General features: G+C 60.0%; 12 protein-coding genes and 8 pseudogenes. 12 read left to right on the top strand and 8 right to left on the bottom strand.

Annotated features, from left to right (window positions below):
• Positions 1 to 179 precede the first annotated feature (179 nt).
• The 6 genes and pseudogenes from istB (P6U30_RS10785) (at position 180) to P6U30_RS10760 (ending at position 5,678) form a co-directional block, all read left to right on the top strand.
• Positions 180 to 958, top strand: a pseudogene (istB, locus tag P6U30_RS10785) (IS21-like element helper ATPase IstB).
• 226 nt (positions 959 to 1,184) lie between these two features.
• Positions 1,185 to 1,447: pseudogene (locus P6U30_RS10780) on the top strand (transposase); the annotation flags it as partial.
• 62 nt (positions 1,448 to 1,509) lie between these two features.
• Positions 1,510 to 2,574: pseudogene (locus tag P6U30_RS10775) on the top strand (IS5 family transposase).
• 188 nt (positions 2,575 to 2,762) lie between these two features.
• On the top strand, positions 2,763 to 4,286 hold the full coding sequence (gene istA, locus P6U30_RS10770; protein ID WP_407169141.1) for an IS21 family transposase: 1,524 nt from the start codon (positions 2,763 to 2,765) through the stop codon (positions 4,284 to 4,286).
• A gap of 11 nt (positions 4,287 to 4,297) precedes the next feature.
• A pseudogene (gene istB, locus P6U30_RS10765) lies at positions 4,298 to 5,037 on the top strand (IS21-like element helper ATPase IstB).
• A 374-nt stretch (positions 5,038 to 5,411) separates the two neighbouring features.
• A complete protein-coding gene (locus P6U30_RS10760) occupies positions 5,412 to 5,678 on the top strand; it encodes a hypothetical protein (protein ID WP_407169140.1) in 267 nt (88 codons plus the stop codon).
• A 60-nt stretch (positions 5,679 to 5,738) separates the two neighbouring features.
• On the opposite strand, the gene ectB is transcribed toward P6U30_RS10760, so the two are convergent.
• The gene (gene ectB / locus P6U30_RS10755; RefSeq protein WP_407170420.1) at positions 5,739 to 7,046 is read right to left on the bottom strand and encodes a diaminobutyrate--2-oxoglutarate transaminase; all 1,308 of its coding nucleotides are present in this window, start codon (positions 7,044 to 7,046) and stop codon (positions 5,739 to 5,741) included.
• Between the two features lie 310 nt (positions 7,047 to 7,356).
• Between ectB and P6U30_RS10750 the strand changes: the two are divergent.
• The 4 genes and pseudogenes from P6U30_RS10750 to P6U30_RS10735 form a co-directional block, all read left to right on the top strand.
• Positions 7,357 to 7,687 (top strand): annotated as a pseudogene (locus P6U30_RS10750) (transposase); the annotation flags it as partial.
• Positions 7,688 to 7,855: 168 nt separating this feature from the next.
• Positions 7,856 to 9,118, top strand: a complete 1,263-nt coding sequence (gene istA / locus P6U30_RS10745; RefSeq protein ID WP_407169139.1) for an IS21 family transposase — start codon at positions 7,856 to 7,858, stop codon at positions 9,116 to 9,118.
• A pseudogene (gene istB / locus P6U30_RS10740) lies at positions 9,115 to 9,971 on the top strand (IS21-like element helper ATPase IstB). Before istA (P6U30_RS10745) ends, istB (P6U30_RS10740) begins: the two are co-directional and overlap by 4 nt.
• A 111-nt stretch (positions 9,972 to 10,082) precedes the next feature.
• Complete coding sequence (locus P6U30_RS10735) at positions 10,083 to 10,625, top strand: DDE-type integrase/transposase/recombinase (protein WP_407169138.1); 543 nt, start codon at positions 10,083 to 10,085, stop codon at positions 10,623 to 10,625.
• A 9-nt stretch (positions 10,626 to 10,634) separates the two neighbouring features.
• On the opposite strand, the gene tnpC is transcribed toward P6U30_RS10735, so the two are convergent.
• From tnpC to P6U30_RS10710, 5 genes are all read right to left on the bottom strand, one after another.
• A complete protein-coding gene (gene tnpC / locus P6U30_RS10730; protein WP_407169137.1) occupies positions 10,635 to 12,113 on the bottom strand; it encodes an IS66 family transposase in 1,479 nt (492 codons plus the stop codon).
• 122 nt (positions 12,114 to 12,235) lie between these two features.
• On the bottom strand, positions 12,236 to 12,592 hold the full coding sequence (tnpB, locus tag P6U30_RS10725; protein WP_122404971.1) for an IS66 family insertion sequence element accessory protein TnpB: 357 nt from the start codon (positions 12,590 to 12,592) through the stop codon (positions 12,236 to 12,238).
• Positions 12,589 to 13,017, bottom strand: coding sequence for an IS66-like element accessory protein TnpA (gene tnpA / locus P6U30_RS10720; RefSeq protein WP_407169136.1), 429 nt, complete (start codon positions 13,015 to 13,017; stop codon positions 12,589 to 12,591). The genes tnpB and tnpA overlap by 4 nt, the downstream gene beginning before the upstream one ends.
• A gap of 384 nt (positions 13,018 to 13,401) precedes the next feature.
• Entirely contained in the window at positions 13,402 to 13,824 is a 423-nt protein-coding gene (locus P6U30_RS10715) for a hypothetical protein (protein ID WP_407169135.1), read from the bottom strand.
• Entirely contained in the window at positions 13,824 to 14,108 is a 285-nt protein-coding gene (locus P6U30_RS10710; protein ID WP_407169134.1) for a hypothetical protein, read from the bottom strand. The genes P6U30_RS10715 and P6U30_RS10710 overlap by 1 nt, the downstream gene beginning before the upstream one ends.
• A 254-nt stretch (positions 14,109 to 14,362) precedes the next feature.
• On the opposite strand from P6U30_RS10710, the pseudogene P6U30_RS10705 reads away from it, so the two are divergent.
• A pseudogene (locus P6U30_RS10705) lies at positions 14,363 to 14,641 on the top strand (transposase); the annotation flags it as partial.
• Between the two features lie 17 nt (positions 14,642 to 14,658).
• Here P6U30_RS10705 and P6U30_RS10700 read toward each other — a convergent pair.
• A pseudogene (locus P6U30_RS10700) lies at positions 14,659 to 15,052 on the bottom strand (transposase); the annotation flags it as partial.
• A 218-nt stretch (positions 15,053 to 15,270) separates the two neighbouring features.
• On the opposite strand from P6U30_RS10700, the gene P6U30_RS10695 reads away from it, so the two are divergent.
• Positions 15,271 to 16,109, top strand: a protein-coding gene (locus P6U30_RS10695) for an IS5 family transposase (RefSeq protein ID WP_407169127.1) whose coding sequence is annotated in 2 segments (ribosomal slippage) — positions 15,271 to 15,592 and positions 15,592 to 16,109 — 840 coding nt in all. Because the reading frame shifts where the segments join, the coding sequence is not laid out codon by codon here.
• Positions 16,110 to 16,334: 225 nt separating this feature from the next.
• Here P6U30_RS10695 and P6U30_RS10690 read toward each other — a convergent pair.
• The gene (locus tag P6U30_RS10690) at positions 16,335 to 16,628 is read right to left on the bottom strand and encodes a hypothetical protein (RefSeq protein ID WP_407169133.1); all 294 of its coding nucleotides are present in this window, start codon (positions 16,626 to 16,628) and stop codon (positions 16,335 to 16,337) included.
• Positions 16,629 to 16,673: the final 45 nt, after the last annotated feature.

Genomic DNA, 16,673 nt, shown 5'->3' with positions numbered 1-16,673 from the left:
TGCGTGGGCCATGCCGGGTCGTTTTGGTGGTGTAGCAACCGGTGCTGAAAAAGTTGGAATTGACGGATTCCGTTCTCGTCGGCGATTCGCGATCGGCTGAGCAAATAAGATGCTGGGGCGCGGGGAGCGGGATCAGCCGGAGCTCTTCATTACTGGATCGCTCAAACAACTCGTCCCAGATGAGCACGTACTGGCCCCCCCCGACCCTCGACCAGATGCAGGCACTCGGCCTGGCCGGAATGGCGGCCGCCTACCGGCAATTGGCCGAACAGGACAATGCCGCCGATCTCAGCCGGAGGAGTGGCTTGGCCTGATGCTCGATCGCGAAGCCGCCACGCGTGCCGACAAACGCCTGACCAATCGCCTGGCCGCAGCAAAGCTGCGCTTCGTCGACGCCTGTATCGAAGATATCGACTTCGCGTCCCGCCGCGGGCTTGATCGGCGTAACACCCTGCAGCTGGCGCAAGGCGCCTGGCTCAAAGCCCATGAGAACCTCATCGTCACCGGCCAGACCGGTACCGGCAAAACCTGGCTGGCCTGTGCCTTCGGACGTCAGGCCGCCAGGCTCGATCATTCCGTCCTCTACTTGCGGATGCCACGGCTGTTCGAAGACCTCGCCATGGCCCGCCTCGACGGTCGCTTCCCACGTCTGATCGACAAGCTCGCGCGCGTCCAGTTGCTCATCGTGGACGATTGGGGCACCCACACCCTCAATGACCAGCAGCGCCTCGATCTCCTGGAAATCTTCGAAGAGCGCTACAGGCGCAAATCCACCCTGATCACGGCCCAGCTGCCCGTTGCGCAATGGCATGACATGATCGGAGAACCCACCATCGCCGACGCTATCCTCGACCGGATCATCCACAATGCGCACCGCATCGCCCTCGAAGGCGACAGCATGCGGAAGAAAAAGCCGCGCCCCCTTGACCAGCACCGAAAACAGCGAAACCAATCTTAAGTGACTTCAATCAGGCAACCGAAAAGCCCGCCGCAGCAGCACTGTCCGCGATTTAGCAAAACTACTGTCCCTTAGTTAACGAAACCACTGTCCCGTTTTTGCGAAATACGCATATGCGAACCGTACTGTATCGGACGGTTCCTATCTTGCGGGTCAGCTCGCTTCCGACAAGGTCGGGGACAGAGAACCGCTTACGGCACAGCGATGCCGTCAGGAGGCGTCCACCCCAGGAGTCCTCCAGATGATCGAAGCTGCAGGGGCAAGTTTGCTTTACCTGCCGCCTTACGGTCCTGACTTCAATCCGATCGAGAACGCATTCACCAAGCTCAAGCCACTCTTGCGCCAGGCCGTAGCGCGAACGGTCGACGGCTCTGGAATGCGATCGGCCGCAGCATCGACAGGTTCACACCAACCGAATGCCGCGCCTACTTCATGGTCGCGGGAATACCCTACAACATGATCGGCGAATGCTCTAGAACAGGCCGTTGAAAAAGTCTCTGGCGAGATGGAATTGGACGTGATTCTCTCGATGATTGAATCGGGAGTGCGGGATGCGGGGCTCGGACGAGCGGTCTGGATCGCTGTTCAGTTACGTGGATCTTGAAGCGCGGGTTTGCCGGGACCATCCTCTGCGGATGATCCGGGAGATTGTGAACACTGCGCCGGGCGATCTATCGAAGGCATTTGCAGGGCTTTACACGGACTTTGGTCGACCCTCGATTGCACCGGAGAGGCTGCTTCGGGCGATGTTGTTGCAGGCCTTCTACGGCATCCGCGCGGAACGATTGATGGAGCGGCTGGAGTTCGACCTGTTATTCCGCTGGTTTGTCGGTCTGGGCGTAGACGATCCGGTGTGGGATCACTCGACCTTTTCGAAGAATCGCGACCGGCTGCTAGAAGGTGAGATCGCCGCTAAGTTCCTTTCGGCGGTACTGGCTCAGCCGAAGGTGAAGCGACGGTTGTCGAGCGATCACTTCTCGGTGGACGGCACGCTGATCGAGGCGTGGGCTTCGATCAAGAGCTTCCGCAGCAAGGATGGAGGCGACAACGACAGTGAAGGTCCGGGACGCAACGCTGAGCGCAGCTTCCACAAAGAGAAGCGTTGAAACGAGACGCATCAAAGCACGACTGACCCGGAGGCTCGGCTGTACAAGAAGGGCGACGGGCAGCCGGCCAAACTCTGCTACATGGGGCATGCGCTGATGGAGAACCGCCATGGCCTGGCGGTCGGCGGCATCGTGAGCCAGGCCACCGGCACTGCCGAACGAGAGACGGCGCTGGCGTTGATTGATGGTCGCCATCGCAGAGGTCGGCGGATCACGCTCGGCGCGAACAAGGCCTATGACGTTACGCAGTTCGTGCATGACCTGAGAGAACGATCGGTGACGCCGCATATCGCGATCGACGGACACCTCAGTAAGACCGGAATTCAGCGCAAGATGGCGGTTGACGCCCGCACCACCCGCCATGCCGGCTACGAGGTCAGCCAACGCTGCCGCAAGCGGATTGAGGAAGTGTTCGGGTGGATCAAGAGTTCCGCCGGTCTGGCCGAGGTAAGGCTGCGGGGACGAGAGCGCGTGGACGCTGTCTTTACGTTGGTGCGGATTCCGAGATGATGGTGCGCACCGTACCGACTTGATGGCGCGCAGGGTTCCGAGATGATCGCGCGCAGCATTCCGAGCATTCTCCGCGCAGCATTCCGATTTGATCGCGCGCAGTTTCGGATGGTGTGAGGCCCGATCGCTGGGCCAATTCTCCGGCTGGAAGCAGCTGGGAGGATTGGATGCCGACGAGGAGGGTTATCATGCGCCAGGTGCGCGAGATTGTGAGGTTGAGCCTTGAGGCTGGGCTCTCGACGCGCGTGGTTGGCGAGCGCGTCGGCATCGGACCGACGACGGTACGTGACACGCTGAAGCGGTTTGCGTGCGCGGGTCTGGCATGGCCGGTCCCGGAAGCGACAAGCGACGCCGAGCTGGAGCAACTGCTGTACGGGGTGCCTGGCGTGAAGCCCGGTCGTCGCAAGGTGGCCGAGCCTGACTGGTCCGTTGTTGCCCGCGAGCTCAAGCGCAAGCATGTGACTCTGCAGGTGCTGTGGGACGAGTACATTGCAGAGCATCCGGACGGGTACCGGTACAGCCGCTTCTGTGACTTGTTCCGCAATTGGGAAGGCCGGCTGCCGCTGGTGATGCGCCAGCACCACGGCGGCGGCGAGAAATTGTTTGTCGACTATGCCGGCGACACGGTGCCGGTGGTTGACCGTAAGACTGGCGAGGTGCGTGACGCGCACATCTTCGTGGCGGTCATGGGCGCATCCAGCTTGTCGTTCGCGCTGGCGACGTGGACCGAGCAGCTCGGCGACTGGATCGCGGGACATAACGCGGCCTACAGCTTTTTTGGCGGCGCGACGCAACTGCTGGTGCCCGACAACGCCAAGGTCGCGGTGATCAAGGCCTGCCTCTATGACCCTATGGTCAATCGCAGCTACAGCGATATGGCGCAGCATTACGGCACGGCGATTTTGCCGGCACGGCCGCGTCGCCCGAGAGATAAGGCGAAGGTTGAGGCCTGCGTCGGAATCATCGAGCGCTGGCTGCTGGGGCGGCTGCGCAACCGAACTTTTTACAGCCTGGCCGAACTCAACGGTGCGATCGCCGAGTGGCTGGCCAAGCTCAATGACGGACGGGTGCTGCGCCAGTATGGCCGCACACGGCGCCAGCTGTTCGAGGAAATTGACGCGCCGAATCTTAAACCGCTTCCCGGCGAGCCGTGGGTCCATGCCGAATGGCGCCGATGCCGGGTCGGGCTCGACTATCACGTCGAGATCGAACGACACTACTACTCGGTGCCCTATCGCTTCGCCCGTCGCGAGGTAGAAGCGCGGATCTGTGCGCGAACGGTTGAAATCTTCCTGGGGGGCGAGCGTATTGCCGCGCATATGCGCGGCAGCGGCAACGGGCGGCACACGACGATCAGCGCCCACATGCCCTCCAGCCACCGGCGCTATGGCGAGTGGACGCCGGCAAAGATCCGCAGCGAGGCAAGCCGGATCGGCCCGATGCTGCGCCTGCTGATCGACCGGATCATCGAGGATCGGCCGCATCCCGAACAGGGCTATCGTTCGTGCCTGGGGATCATCCGGCTTGAGAAGCGCTTTGGCGCCGAGCGCCTCGAGGCGGCCGCGCTGCGCGCAATTGAGATCCAGGCTCGCAACTACCCGAGCGTCAAATCGATCCTCGAGAAGGGGCTCGATCGCGTTGCAACGCCCACGTCCCCCGAGCGCGAGCCGATCCTACACACCAACATCAGAGGCTCGGACTATTACCACTAATAGGGAAGAAAATGCTGACACACCCCACGCTCCACTTGCTTACCCAGCTCGGCCTTACCGGCATGGCCGAGGCCTTTAAGAGCCTTGCCGACAACGAGGAGGTCCATGGCCTCGCTCACGCCGAATGGTTGGCGCTGCTGCTGGACCATGAAGCGACCTGGCGTAACAACCGGCGCCTGGCGCTTCGCCTTCGTAAGGCAAAGCTGCGTCATCATGCCGTGCCCGAGGATATCGACTACCGCGCCCCCCGTAGGCTCGACCGCTGCTTGTTCGACATGCTGCTCAAGGGAGACTGGATCAGAACCACGAGAATTGCGCCATTGTCGGGCCGACAGGCATCGGGAAAAGTTGGCTTGGCTGTGCACTTGGTCACAAGGCCTGCCGGGACAACCACTCGGTACTTTACACCCGGCTGCCGCGGTTGTTCGAAGAACTGGACCTTGCCCGGGGCGACGGCCGACTCAGCTCGCGGATGAAGAGCATAGCCGCCGTCGAGCTCCTGATTTTGGACGATTGGGGCCTCCAGGCCATCGACGCCAACGCGCGGCATCATCTGCTCGAAATCCTCGAAGATCGCTACGGCCGTCGGTCGACGCTCGTCACCAGCCAGCTTCCAATTGCCAAATGGCATGAGCTCATAAACGACCCAACTTATGCTGATGCCATACTCGATCGCCTGCTTCACAACGCTCACAGGCTCGAACTGAACGGTGACTCCATGCGTCGCCCGCCCGTTCTTCCTCGGCCTTGATTACGCGGTCTGCCAATGAAGGCCGAGACTGCAGCCCGCGAAGCTGACCGGCCGCTACGGCACTGTTGGGGGCGCGCGTCCGGTCAGCTTCGCTCCATCGAGCGACACCATCAAACATGCGACGCGATCTCTTCGGCAGCCGCTTGACCACGGGCTAACGATAGTGCCAATTGCCTTTAACGATCGGGTACTTCACCTGCGCGCGATCAGATCGGAACGCTGCGCGGCATCAGATTGGAATACCTGCGCGCGATCATCGGAATCCGCATGTTGGCGCTCGCGGCCTACAATCTGATCCGCCTGCCCAAGCTGCTAGCGGTGCAGTTATGAGCGTACGGGGCAAATGGCGTGTCGTGGAAACGCCCGATCACGACATGGCTGGATCGGGCTCTTACATTCTGTTTACAAACGAAGGCGGCGAGTTCGCCCTGGATTGTCTCACGGGGGCAATACATGGCCGTTGCGAAGGCGATGCCGTCGAGTTCACATGGGACGGAAGCGACGAGATGGAGCCCGCAAGAGGCAGCGGTTGGGCAGAAGAGCTCGCCGATGGCTCGCTTGAAGGTGAGATATGCCTCGAAGGCGGCGACGACATTCCTTTTAGCGCCCGCCGATTGGAGACTTCTTCAACAGCCTGCTAAGCAAAAACTCGGATCGCATGATAGCCGAGGAACAGCTCCGTAGTCAGCCAATGCTCGCTCTCACGCAGTCATAGGCTCGTCAGTATCCTTCCGCTGCGGACAAGCCACTGGCGCACCCGAGCTCTTTACTGTCTCGGCCAGAGATTCCTCGAATATCTCAAGACCATGATTTAGCGTCTCAAGGTCAATCGTAAGTGCAGGCAGGAATTTTACGACCTGATCATTTGGGCCACACCGTTCGATAATTAATCCCTTCTCGAATGCCTTCCGTGTCGTCGACTCCGCGATTTCCGTCACTTGGCAATCAAACCCCAAAGCTAGGCCTCGCCCTCGAACAGCAAAACTGTTTCCATGTTCGGATGCAATCGCCTCAAGTCGGCGTCGCACGAGTCCTCCCATGCGCTGAACGCCCTCCGCGAAGACCCGGTCGCGCCAATAAATATCGATTGCCGCGTTTGCAGATACAAGTGCAAGATTGTTTCCTCGAAATGTCCCTGTGTGTTCTCCTGGCCGCCATACGTCGACCTCCTCTTTGATAAGCAATATTGACAATGGCAGACCGAACCCACTTAGCGACTTCGACAGTACGACTATATCTGGCGATAACGCCGCGAACTCGAAGCTGAAGAAGTCGCCCGTACGGCCACAGCCCATCTGTATATCGTCCACTACAAAAAGAGCGCCAACACTCTTTGCTATGCTATGAATCGATCGCAACCATTGCCTGTCAGCTACGTTTATCCCCCCTTCTCCCTGGACGGTTTCGACGAGAATAGCAGCCGGCCAATCGACGCCACTGTTTTCGTCCATCAATATATTTCGCACGTAGTCAGCCGTATCAACAGCTGGTCCAAAATAACCATCATACGGCATGAAAGTCGCGCCCGACAAAGAAGTACCGCTGCCCGTGCGATAAAAACGATTCCCGCTCGCCGCTATAGCTCCTAAGCTCATGCCATGATATCCGCGCGTGAATGAAATGACATTTTGGCGTCCGGTCACTTTGCGTGACAAATTTAGAGCTGCCTCGACAGCGCTGGCACCTGTTGGTCCCGTGAATTGGAAACGGTATTGTAGACCCCGCTCCCGAAGTATGACAGAGCTGAAAGTCTCCATAAATTCGAGCTTTGCAGGGGTGGCCATATCAAGCCCGTGGATGACGGCATCTGACGCCAAATAGTCAACAATAGCAGCTTTGATCTCGTGATTATTGTGACCGTAATTCAGCGCTCCGGCACCGGAGAGAAAGTCAATGACCTTCCGACCATCCTCCGTCAACATTATGGAGCCGCGTGCCCGACTGAAAATAGCCGGAAACGAACGTGAATATGTACGGACGTTTGATTCTAGCGCTTCGAGGGCCTGCATGTTACGTGACTTGCCAATTGCTCTACCCATGGCTGTCTCCTGCGGAAAGAAGTGGATAAATGAACAACGCTTCGCGGATTGCCTAGCTACCGGCATGGTGAGCGGAACGCGCGACTCTCTGACGGCTCGTCCTCCAGGGCGGCTCCACGCACTTACCTTAGAACCGGGAGGGACGAACCTATCGATGCTGGTAGTCCGCTTCGCGATTACAGCTGGGCCACTTTTCAGCTTATAATAGATAGCTGCTGACCTTGCTCCACGAGCTTAATCCAGTTTGAAGTTCGTTCTGGCCCACGACAAGGACCAGAGCATGAACCACAGCCGCTTTTCGGAAGAGCAGATCATCGGGATTTTGAAGGAGCACGAGGCCAGCGTTTCGGTCGCCGACCTGTGCCGGAGGCACGGCGTCAGCGACGCCAGCATCTACAAATGGAAGGCCAAGTTCGGCGGGATGGAGGTGTCGGAGGCCGAGCGGCTGAAGGCACTGGAGGATGAGAACGTGAAGCTGAAGAAGCTTCTGGCCGAGCAGATGATCGATGCGGCCGCCCCTCGCGAGCTCCTTTCAAAAATGGTATGGCCCCGCCGCCACGCGCGCCGCGGTCACGCATCTGCAGGCCGTCATGAGCCTGTCGGAACGGCGGGTGTCACTGGGCGGTGAATACTCCCCAAATATGGGCATCGAAAATTCCCTAGCTGGCATCCCAGCCTGAAGGGGCCGCGGCGCGTAGGCCCCACATACCGGAGCGCTGCGGCCCCTTCAGGCTTTCCGCATCCGATCCTGTCCCGAAGTGATCTCGGGGGCGGAACGGATGATCCAGCTTGGAGATCTCATCGTGATTTTGGACCTTCACCGTCAGGGCTTGTCGATTAGCGCGATTGCCCGGCGCACGGGGCGCGACCCGAAAACGATCCGCAAATACATCGCGCGTGGTCTCGAGCCACCCGCCTATGGCCCTCGCCAGGCTGGCCGGCCGAACAAACTCGCACCCTATCTGGACTATTTGCGCGAGCGCATCGCCGCATTCCCCGACTTGAGTGCCATCCGGTTAACGCGCGAGCTTCGCGAGCGTGGCTACACCGGCGCCTACACGGCCGTGAAACGCTTCGCGGCTGCGATCCGTCCCGACAACGCACCTAAACCCTTTGAGGTGCGATTTGAGACGCCTGCCGGGAAGCAGGCGCAAGTGGACTTTGCTCGCTTCGTGACCATCTTCACCGACGAGCCCGGTGTGACACGGATCATTTGGCTGTTCTCGATGGTGCTCGGCCATTCGCGGTTCATCTTCGCCCGCTTCGTCATGCATCAGGACCTGCAGACGCTGCTGCGCTGCCACATACAGGCTTTTGCGGTCATCGGCGGTGTCCCGATCGAGATCCTTTACGACCGCATGAAGACGGCCGTGACGGGCGAGGACGGCGATGGTCACATCGTCTATAACCGGTCGCTCCTGGCGCTCGCACAACATTACGGCTTCCATCCGAGGGCCTGCCGGCCGTACCGCGCCAAGACCAAGGGCAAGGTCGAGCGTCCGTTCAGCTACATCCGGCAGGACTTCTTCCTCGCGCGCAGCTTCCGCAATCTCGACGATCTCAACACCCAGCTCGATGACTGGCTCGCGACGGTTGCGAACGTACGCGTGCATGGCACCACGCAGAAAGTCGTCGCTGAGGCGTTTGCCGCCGAAAGACCCGAGCTGCAGGCGTTGCCGGCAGGGCCGTTCGACGCGCTGCTCAAACTCGAGCGCCGTGTCAGCCACGACGGGCTCGTGTCGATCGGCGGCAACTATTACAGCGTACCAGACCGTACGCGGCGCATTGTCGAAGTGCAGCAATTGCCTGATGTAATCCGCATTCTCGACCAAGGCGAAATCGTCGCCGTCCATCCCGTTCTGGAAGGCCGCCGGCGAACTCGCGTCGCCCCCGAGCATCGCCAGGCCGTCAACCGATCCAGGTCGCGACCTGGCGTGTCCGAAGCCCTCGTCGGTCGGGCCGGCGATCACATCCCACGACGGTCGTTGGAGTTTTACCAAGCTGTCGGCAAACGGCTCGCCCACTCGGGAGGCCGGCCATGACCATCCACACGCAACCGGCAGCGATCGACAGCGTCAAGAAAAGCCTGGTCGCACTCAGGATGCCACGTGCGCTGGAAATATTGGACACTACGCTGCGGCGAGTCGAACAGGGTGAGGTCACCTGGATTGAGGCGCTCGATCAGCTGCTTGTCGAGGAGCTGACGTTGCGCGACAATCGCCGTGTCAGCACCGCGCTGAGAATGTCTCGCCTGACCACCGTCAAAACGCTCGCCGGCTTCGACTTCGCATTCCAGCCCTCGCTCGATCGCAATCGCATCCTGGCGCTTGCCGAATTGAAGTTCATCGACCGCGCCGAGGTGGTCCATCTGCTTGGGCCACCCGGCACCGGCAAGAGCCATCTCGCGACGGCGCTCGCGGTCGAGGCCGTCAAGGCGGGAAAGAGCGTCGCGTTCGCCACGCTCGCCGACATCGTCACCACCCTCGCAAAAGCCGAACGCGAAGGCACTTGCGCGAGCGCCTGCGGTTCCTCGCCCGCGCCTCCCTCCTTGTCGTCGACGAGATCGGTTACCTCCCGGTCGTGCCCGGCGGCGGCAATCTGTTCTTCCAGTTGGTCAACGCCCGCTATGAAAAAGGCGCGATGATCCTCACTTCGAACCGCGGCTTCGCCGAATGGGGCGAGGTCTTTGGTGATGCCGTCGTCGCCACAGCATTGCTTGATCGCCTGCTTCACCACGCAGTTGTTATCCAAATCGAGGGATCGAGCTATCGGCTTCGCCAGCACGCTGCCCTCGTACCGGAAAACGTCCGCTCGCGCCCGCTCACAAACCCGCCGCAGCCCAAGCGCCGCGGCCGCCCACCCGGAAGGACCAATAACGATCCCGATAGCGGCTGATCCCCGAACCACAATCACCGTCACCTAGGGAAATTTGGAAGCCCATTCTTACGGAAAGTTCGCTGCCCGTTGACACGGCGGGCCTGCTCGATCGTGGGCGCGGATCGGAAGGTGATCCGCTCTCGCTCCAACCGTCCTCCGGACGCGGCTCTCCGTGGCCGGCTGCGTGACCTCGCGAACGAGCGGCGATGTTTTGGCTACCGCCGACTGTTCGTCCTGCTGCGGCGGGAGGGCGAGCCGTCGGGGATAAATCGGATCTACCGGCTCTATCGCGAGGAAGGGCTCACCGTCCACAAGCGGCGGGCTCGCCGCAAGGCCCTGGGGACCCGTGCCCCGATCCTAGTGGAGGCCCAGCCCAACGCACGCTGTTCGCTGGACCTTGTTCACGACCAGTTCGCCAATGGCCGACGCTTCGGCATCCTCAACATCGTCGACGACGTTACCATGAAATGCCTGGGCGCCATTCCGAAGACGTCGATCTCGGGGCGACGCGTGGCCCGCGAACTGACGGCAATCGTCGAGCGACGCCGCAAGCCAGGAATGATCGTGTCCGACCATGGCATCGAGTTCACCTGGCAACGCCATGCTCGGCTGGTGCAAGGACTCAGCTATCGTTTGGCACTTCATTGCACCGGGAAAGCCGATGCAGAGTAAGCGTCGTTCTCAGGCCACGGCTTTGAGGGCTTGAGCGCGGTAAGCCCAGGGCAGTAGCTGGTTGATGTCGCGGTTTGGATGGCCGTTGACGATGCTGGTGAGCGCGTCGGTCAGGTAAGCAAGCGGATCGACGTCATTCAGCTTACAGGTTTCGACCAGGGAGGCGATGATGGCCCAGTGCTCGGCACCGCCGTCGGAGCCTGCGAACAGCGCATTTTTCCGGTTGAGCGTGATCGGACGGATCGAACGTTCGACGGCGTTGTTGTCGAGCTCAATACGGCCATCATCGATGAAGCGCGTCAGACCCTCCCAGCGTGAGAGCGCATAGCGGATGGCGTCGGCGAGCTTGCCCTTCTGACTGATCAGGGCGAGTTTTGCGTGTAGCCACTTCTGGAAGGTATCGGCAAGCGGTCGGCTTTTCTGCTGTCGGATGAGGCGACGCTCCTCGGCGCTGCGGCCGCGGATGTCCTTCTCAATCGCGTAGAACTCGGCGATGTGCTTGAGCGCCTCGCTCGCGATGGGTGCCGGGCCAGGTGTTGCGAGCTCATAGAAGTTGCGGCGCATGTGCGCCCAACAGAACGCAAGCTCAACGTCGCCCCGCTCAGCGAGTTTGGCGTAGCCGGCATAGCCGTCGACCTGCAGGATCCCCTTGAAGCCTACGAGATGAACGATCGGTCGATCGGCTTTGCGATCGGGGGCATAGACATAGGCGACGCCCGGCGGATCGACGCCGCCCCATGGTCGGTCGTCCGCCGCATAGGCCCAGAGCTGACCGGTCTTGGTGCGCCCGCGGCCGGGATCAAGCACCGGCATTGTCGTCTCGTCGGCGAACAGCTTTGGCCGTTGCCTGAGCTTGCCGAGGAGGCGCTCATGCAACGGACGCAGGTGGAAGGCTGCCTGTCCCACCCAGTCCGCCAACGTTGAACGATCGAGCTCAATGCCCTGGCGGGCGTAAATCTGCGCCTGCCGGTAGAGCGGCAGGTGATCGGCATATTTGGAGACCAGCACCTGGGCGACGGTAGCCTCGGTCGGCAATCCGCCCTCGATCAGCCGAGCCGGGGCTGGCGCCTGGATGACCCCATCCTCGCAGGCCCGCCAGGCGTATTTGGGCCGCCGGGTCACGAGAATCCGGAACTGCGCGGGGACCAGATCCAGCCGCTCGCTTCTGTCCTCACCGATCCGGTGCAACTCGCCTTGGCAGCAGGGACAGGTCTTGTCCTCGATATCGACGACGACCTCGATCCGCGGCAGGTGCGCCGGCAACGCGCCACGGTTGCCGCGGCGCTTGCGAGCTCGCGCATCACGGCCTTCAGGTGCACTGACGTCCTGTGCCGTCTCGCCGTACGCGGCGACTTGCTCGAGGTCTTCCAGGCCCAGCAGCATCTGATCTTCGGGCAACGTCTCCGCCCGCCGGCCAAACCGGTGTCGCTGCATTTCCTTGATGATCTGACGCAGCCGTTCGCTCTCGCACCGCTCGGCAAGCAGCATCGCTTTCAGCGTATCGAGATCGTCAGGCAGGGCGTCGCTCACACCCAAATCAGAGCATATTCGCCGCCATCTGGCGACGCGTTCGGCGCTCCTGATTCACTTCGCCGCAGCACTGCCACCAGCTATCCGGGCTGCGCTGGCGCCGGCGTCTCCCGTGCCTCATGCACAAGCCGCCAGTCGAGTCCTTCCAGCAGCGCCGACAATTGCGCCGCTGACAGGCGCATCACACCGTCCTCGATCTTCGGCCAGCGGAAGATCCCATCCTCAAGCCTCTTGGCGAACAGGCACAGGCCCGTTCCATCCCAGAACACCAGCTTGATCCGGTCCGCCCGCTTGGCCCGGAACACATAGACAGCTCCCGAGAATGGATCTGCACCCATGCTCTCGCGCACCAGGGTCGCAAGACCCTCCATGCCCTTGCGGAAGTCTACCGGTTTGGTCGCCACCATCACCCGGACCGCGCCTGACGGACCGATCACCGGCTCGCCTTCAGCGCCTGGACGATCGACGCAATCATCCCGGTGTCCGCTCCACGACCGGCTCGGATCGTGATGCCGTCGACTTCAATCTCGATGATCCCGCTCTCTGCCTCGCGCACCGCTTTACGCTCCCGGTGAGCAGTCGGCGCCGGCACCACGGCGTCCACCACCGCCGGCACAAACTGAACCTCGTCCTCTTGGGAATGACCGCCTGCTGCTTCTCGCAATTGGCGTCGCCAGCCAAACAGCTGCTGCGGCGACAATCCATGCCGTCGGGCCACAGAACACACCGAGTCGCCAGTCGCCACGATCTCCGCGACGATCCGCGCCTTGTCTTCGTCACTCCACTTCCGCCGACGACCGGCTCCGGTGAAGACCTCAAGCCGCCGCACCGGCTCCGTGATAGCAGTATGCACTGTGTCCATTCTAAGCCTAACGGTCGAAACCGAACCGCAGACTCGCAGATCGCCTCGTCATCCGGTAGGTGGCCGCTGAACAGCGCTTACGATGCAGAACGGCTTCGTCGAGAGTTTCAACGTATCAGTCCGACGGCGCTTACGATTACCCACATTTTTGAGTCAGAGTTTCGCTCCCGTTGCGATATCGATGAATCGCGATAATCCGCGCCACATGATCAGATTCCCTGGTGGCGGATCGTTGGCGCGGAGATAGCCGCCGAGCCTGGCGGTCTTGATGAGATAATGCGATCTTGTGTGCTGACTGGATTCTTGTCTTTGACGAGCCGATCAAGCAATTGGATTTCAGCTTTGGTCAGCACAAATTCCGGTGAGGCATTTGGCGCTGAACGATTAAGCATCGTCATCCAAAAAATGCGCCAGATCACAATGCAGAAAACCGAGATCAGATTCGTCAAATCGCTGAGCAGTCCGCAGTTGCGAGTCCTCTGCCCTACAGCCGAATTTGAGTATCTTGTGGAAGACCTCGATCTTCCATCGCAGGGAATACCATTCGAGTTTCTCGATCGCATCCCCGCGCGATTGCACAGGAAGATCGGTCAGGAGTTTCCATTCAATCTTCTTTCTGTTCTTTGGCGCTCTTCTTTCATCAGCGTGGATCACTGTCAAAGTCAAAGCTGGATACCGCGACTGCTTGCCTATCGGTGGCAGAATACGGATTTTACGATACCGGATTTCAAGAACAGCCTGGTCTGGATTGCCCTTGCTATCCTGGACTTCGATCCGGTGGAGACCTTTGACCACGACCTCGTCCATCATCGTTGCACGGTATGATCGCCATCGCCTGCCAGGCGATTGACGCAGGTCCTTACCAAGAAATGCGTTCCAACCTCTTGGGCGGCGCAAAACAATTCATAAATATCGGCCTCACGATCACCGATATGGATGCACTGCGATGGCTTCTCGAAAAGCTCCGTGGATTGCTTGAGGTTCTCCAGCCACCGAATGCTCTCCTTGGTTTCGACGGGGATCCGTGTCAGGTTGACCTCGCGCCTGAGCGCAGCGCCCCCTCTGAATTTCTTTCTGGTCCAGAACTTCACGGCACTGAGCCAGTGGAAACCCCTCGAGGGTCACCGCAAGGCTCGAATGCATCAATATTCCGCATGTCGTGTACGTTTGGGTTTTCCGTCTAATCTTCGAGAGTTGCTTTTGGGGATGCGCCGAGAAGTCAGTCCCATAGAGCACCTGTTCTCGAATCAGCTGCCCATCAAAGACTCACAAGCGATTCTGGCGAATCAAGTTTTTCGGCTCAGGTGCACCTCAAAAATTGTGGGTAATCGTAAGCTTCGTCGTATGCGTACGTTTCAACGACCTGATGCGCGATGAGCTGCTCAACGAGATCCTGTTCTTCGATCTCGACGAGGCCCGCGCCAAGATCGCCGCCTGGGTCGCCGACTACAATCTCCAGCGCCCCCATTCGTCGCAGAAATACCTGGCCCCCGCGGCTTATGCCGCCCACCTCACCGCAACGGACTATCAGCTGCGCAATCCCGACCAGCTCCACCGATCGTCCGTTGCTCCACCCGCGCCACTTGGCGTACAAAACTCCGAGACTCTAACGGCTGCTGGATGAAAACTCGGTGGCGGGTCAGCCACCCGAAGGCTCTCGGCCAACAAGTTCTCCAGCTTGTCGCCGATCCGCTTGCGCCAATGGCTCAGGCCTGAGCGCTCGTGCGGGAAAAATGTGCTGGAAAAACTCTTCGCCAGTGAAACACTGGAACTACGGATCGTGGACCCAGCGCTCGCCACCCCCTCATCGGACAACTCATGAATGTGCTTGAGCAAGCAACAGCCCGATCATGGAGCGGGTCTCGATTCCCGGCCTGCCGTTCTCGCTGTAGAGTGGGGCGATCCCTTCGTCGATCCAGTCCCGGTCGATCTTGCCGGCAAGCAGATCCAGTTCGTGCTTCACGTTGATGATCTGGTCCAGCCGTGCCCGCAACAGATCGTTCGATCCCGTCGTCTTGCGCTTCTTGGGCCGCATCGTCCCCCCAAGCGGCCACACAAGAACGGTTAACGGCGAAGGGGACGAATCTGCAAGGTTTGCGGCGCTTAAGCTTCAAATCCTGCAATCTCAAAACGGCCTCAAATCCCAAAAACAGAACTCCCGCTCGATCGCTTAGAGGCCGACCGGAAATTAAAGTTGGGTGATTTCAGCAGGTTGTGATTCTTCGAAGGTGTTCGAAGCCATCGGAGAGGCAGATGACCTGGACCGAAATCACCCGCTGTCAGCATGACAGACGATCGTTCCGTTATGCAAGCGATTGTACGGATGCTGAATGGGCCTTGATCGAGCTGTTGATACCAGGGCCGAGCAAGGTCGGGCGACCGCGCAAGACCTGCATGCGATCGGTATGGGATGCGATCCAGTACATTGCGACGACGGGATGCCAATGGGCGCTTTTGCCGAAGGATTTTCCTCCCTTCACGACGGTCCAGTACTATTTTTACGGCCTGCGCGACAGTGGGGTGTTGGATTTGATCAATGAAGCCCTGGTTGAAATCGCGCGTAGGCTTGCTGGACGGAGCCGCAACCAACGGCGGCGATCATCGACAGTCAATCGGTCAAGACGGCCGAGAGCGGAGGGCCACGCGGCTTTGATGCGGGCAAGAAGATCAAAGGTCGCAAGCGCCACATCGTCACCGATACACAAGGAAATTTGCTGAGCGCCATCGTGCACCCGGCCAATGTTCAGGATCGGGACGGCGCGCCGGCCGTCGTCACTTTGGCGTGTGCGAACTATCCGACTATTACACACTTGTTTGCTGACGGCGGCTACGCCGGCGAAAAGCTTGAAAACGCGCTCCGGAAAATCGACGGGCCCACGATTGAAATTGTCAAACGCCCAGATGACGCAAAAGGCTTCGTTATTGTTGCCCGACGCTGGGTCGTCGAACGCACATTGGCATGGCTCAACCGCTGCCGACGTCTCGCCAAAGATTGGGAGGCCTCCGTCACCTCGGCTGAAGCATGGCTCCTTATCGCGTCAACTCGACAACTGGTGCGCCGCATCGCCAGATTGGCCAACGTCAAGTCATGAATTTTGAGTCAGACTCTTAGAGGCTTGTTCACTGGCGATTTGGCACTGCCGGCAAGTTGGTCGGCCACTTTTACATACACAACGGCGACGATTCAGGCTTCGTTTGCGAACGCGACTGAGTTCTTCAGCAGTCTGCTAGGTCGTATGCGTCCGGGGGCTGCACATGACGTCGTGTCTTGACGAGTCTCGTGGTCTCGGTTGGCAATGCGCCGACGCGGCGAGCTCCTACTCTGCGCCGGACTCAGCGGTGGCGGCTTTCGCCTTCGCGATCACTGCTTCGGCGCGCTCTATCGCGCCACTGAGCTCGTCGCTCTTCCAGGCATCAACCGAATGGCCGTCGTCGAACGACCGATCGGTGGCGTCTCGCGCGTGTGAGACCAACTCACGAAGCGCCGCAATAGCTTCGGAGAGCAGCTTTGCATCCGCCTCGTTTCTGGAAGACTGCGTCACCTCAATAACCCAATCACATTGCAATGTCGGAACGTCATGTAATATCGTTACAAAGGACGACAATTGCAATCACCCGCGGTCTCATGTTCGTCGTTTAGCGAGAGTCTGGCTTTG

It is taken from the genome of Bradyrhizobium sp. ORS 111 (assembly GCF_045571485.1).
In the GTDB taxonomy this organism is placed as follows: Bacteria; Pseudomonadota; Alphaproteobacteria; order Rhizobiales; family Xanthobacteraceae; genus Bradyrhizobium.
The sequence above is the reverse complement of the archived record's forward strand: the minus strand, read 5'-3'. Positions and strand labels throughout refer to the sequence as shown.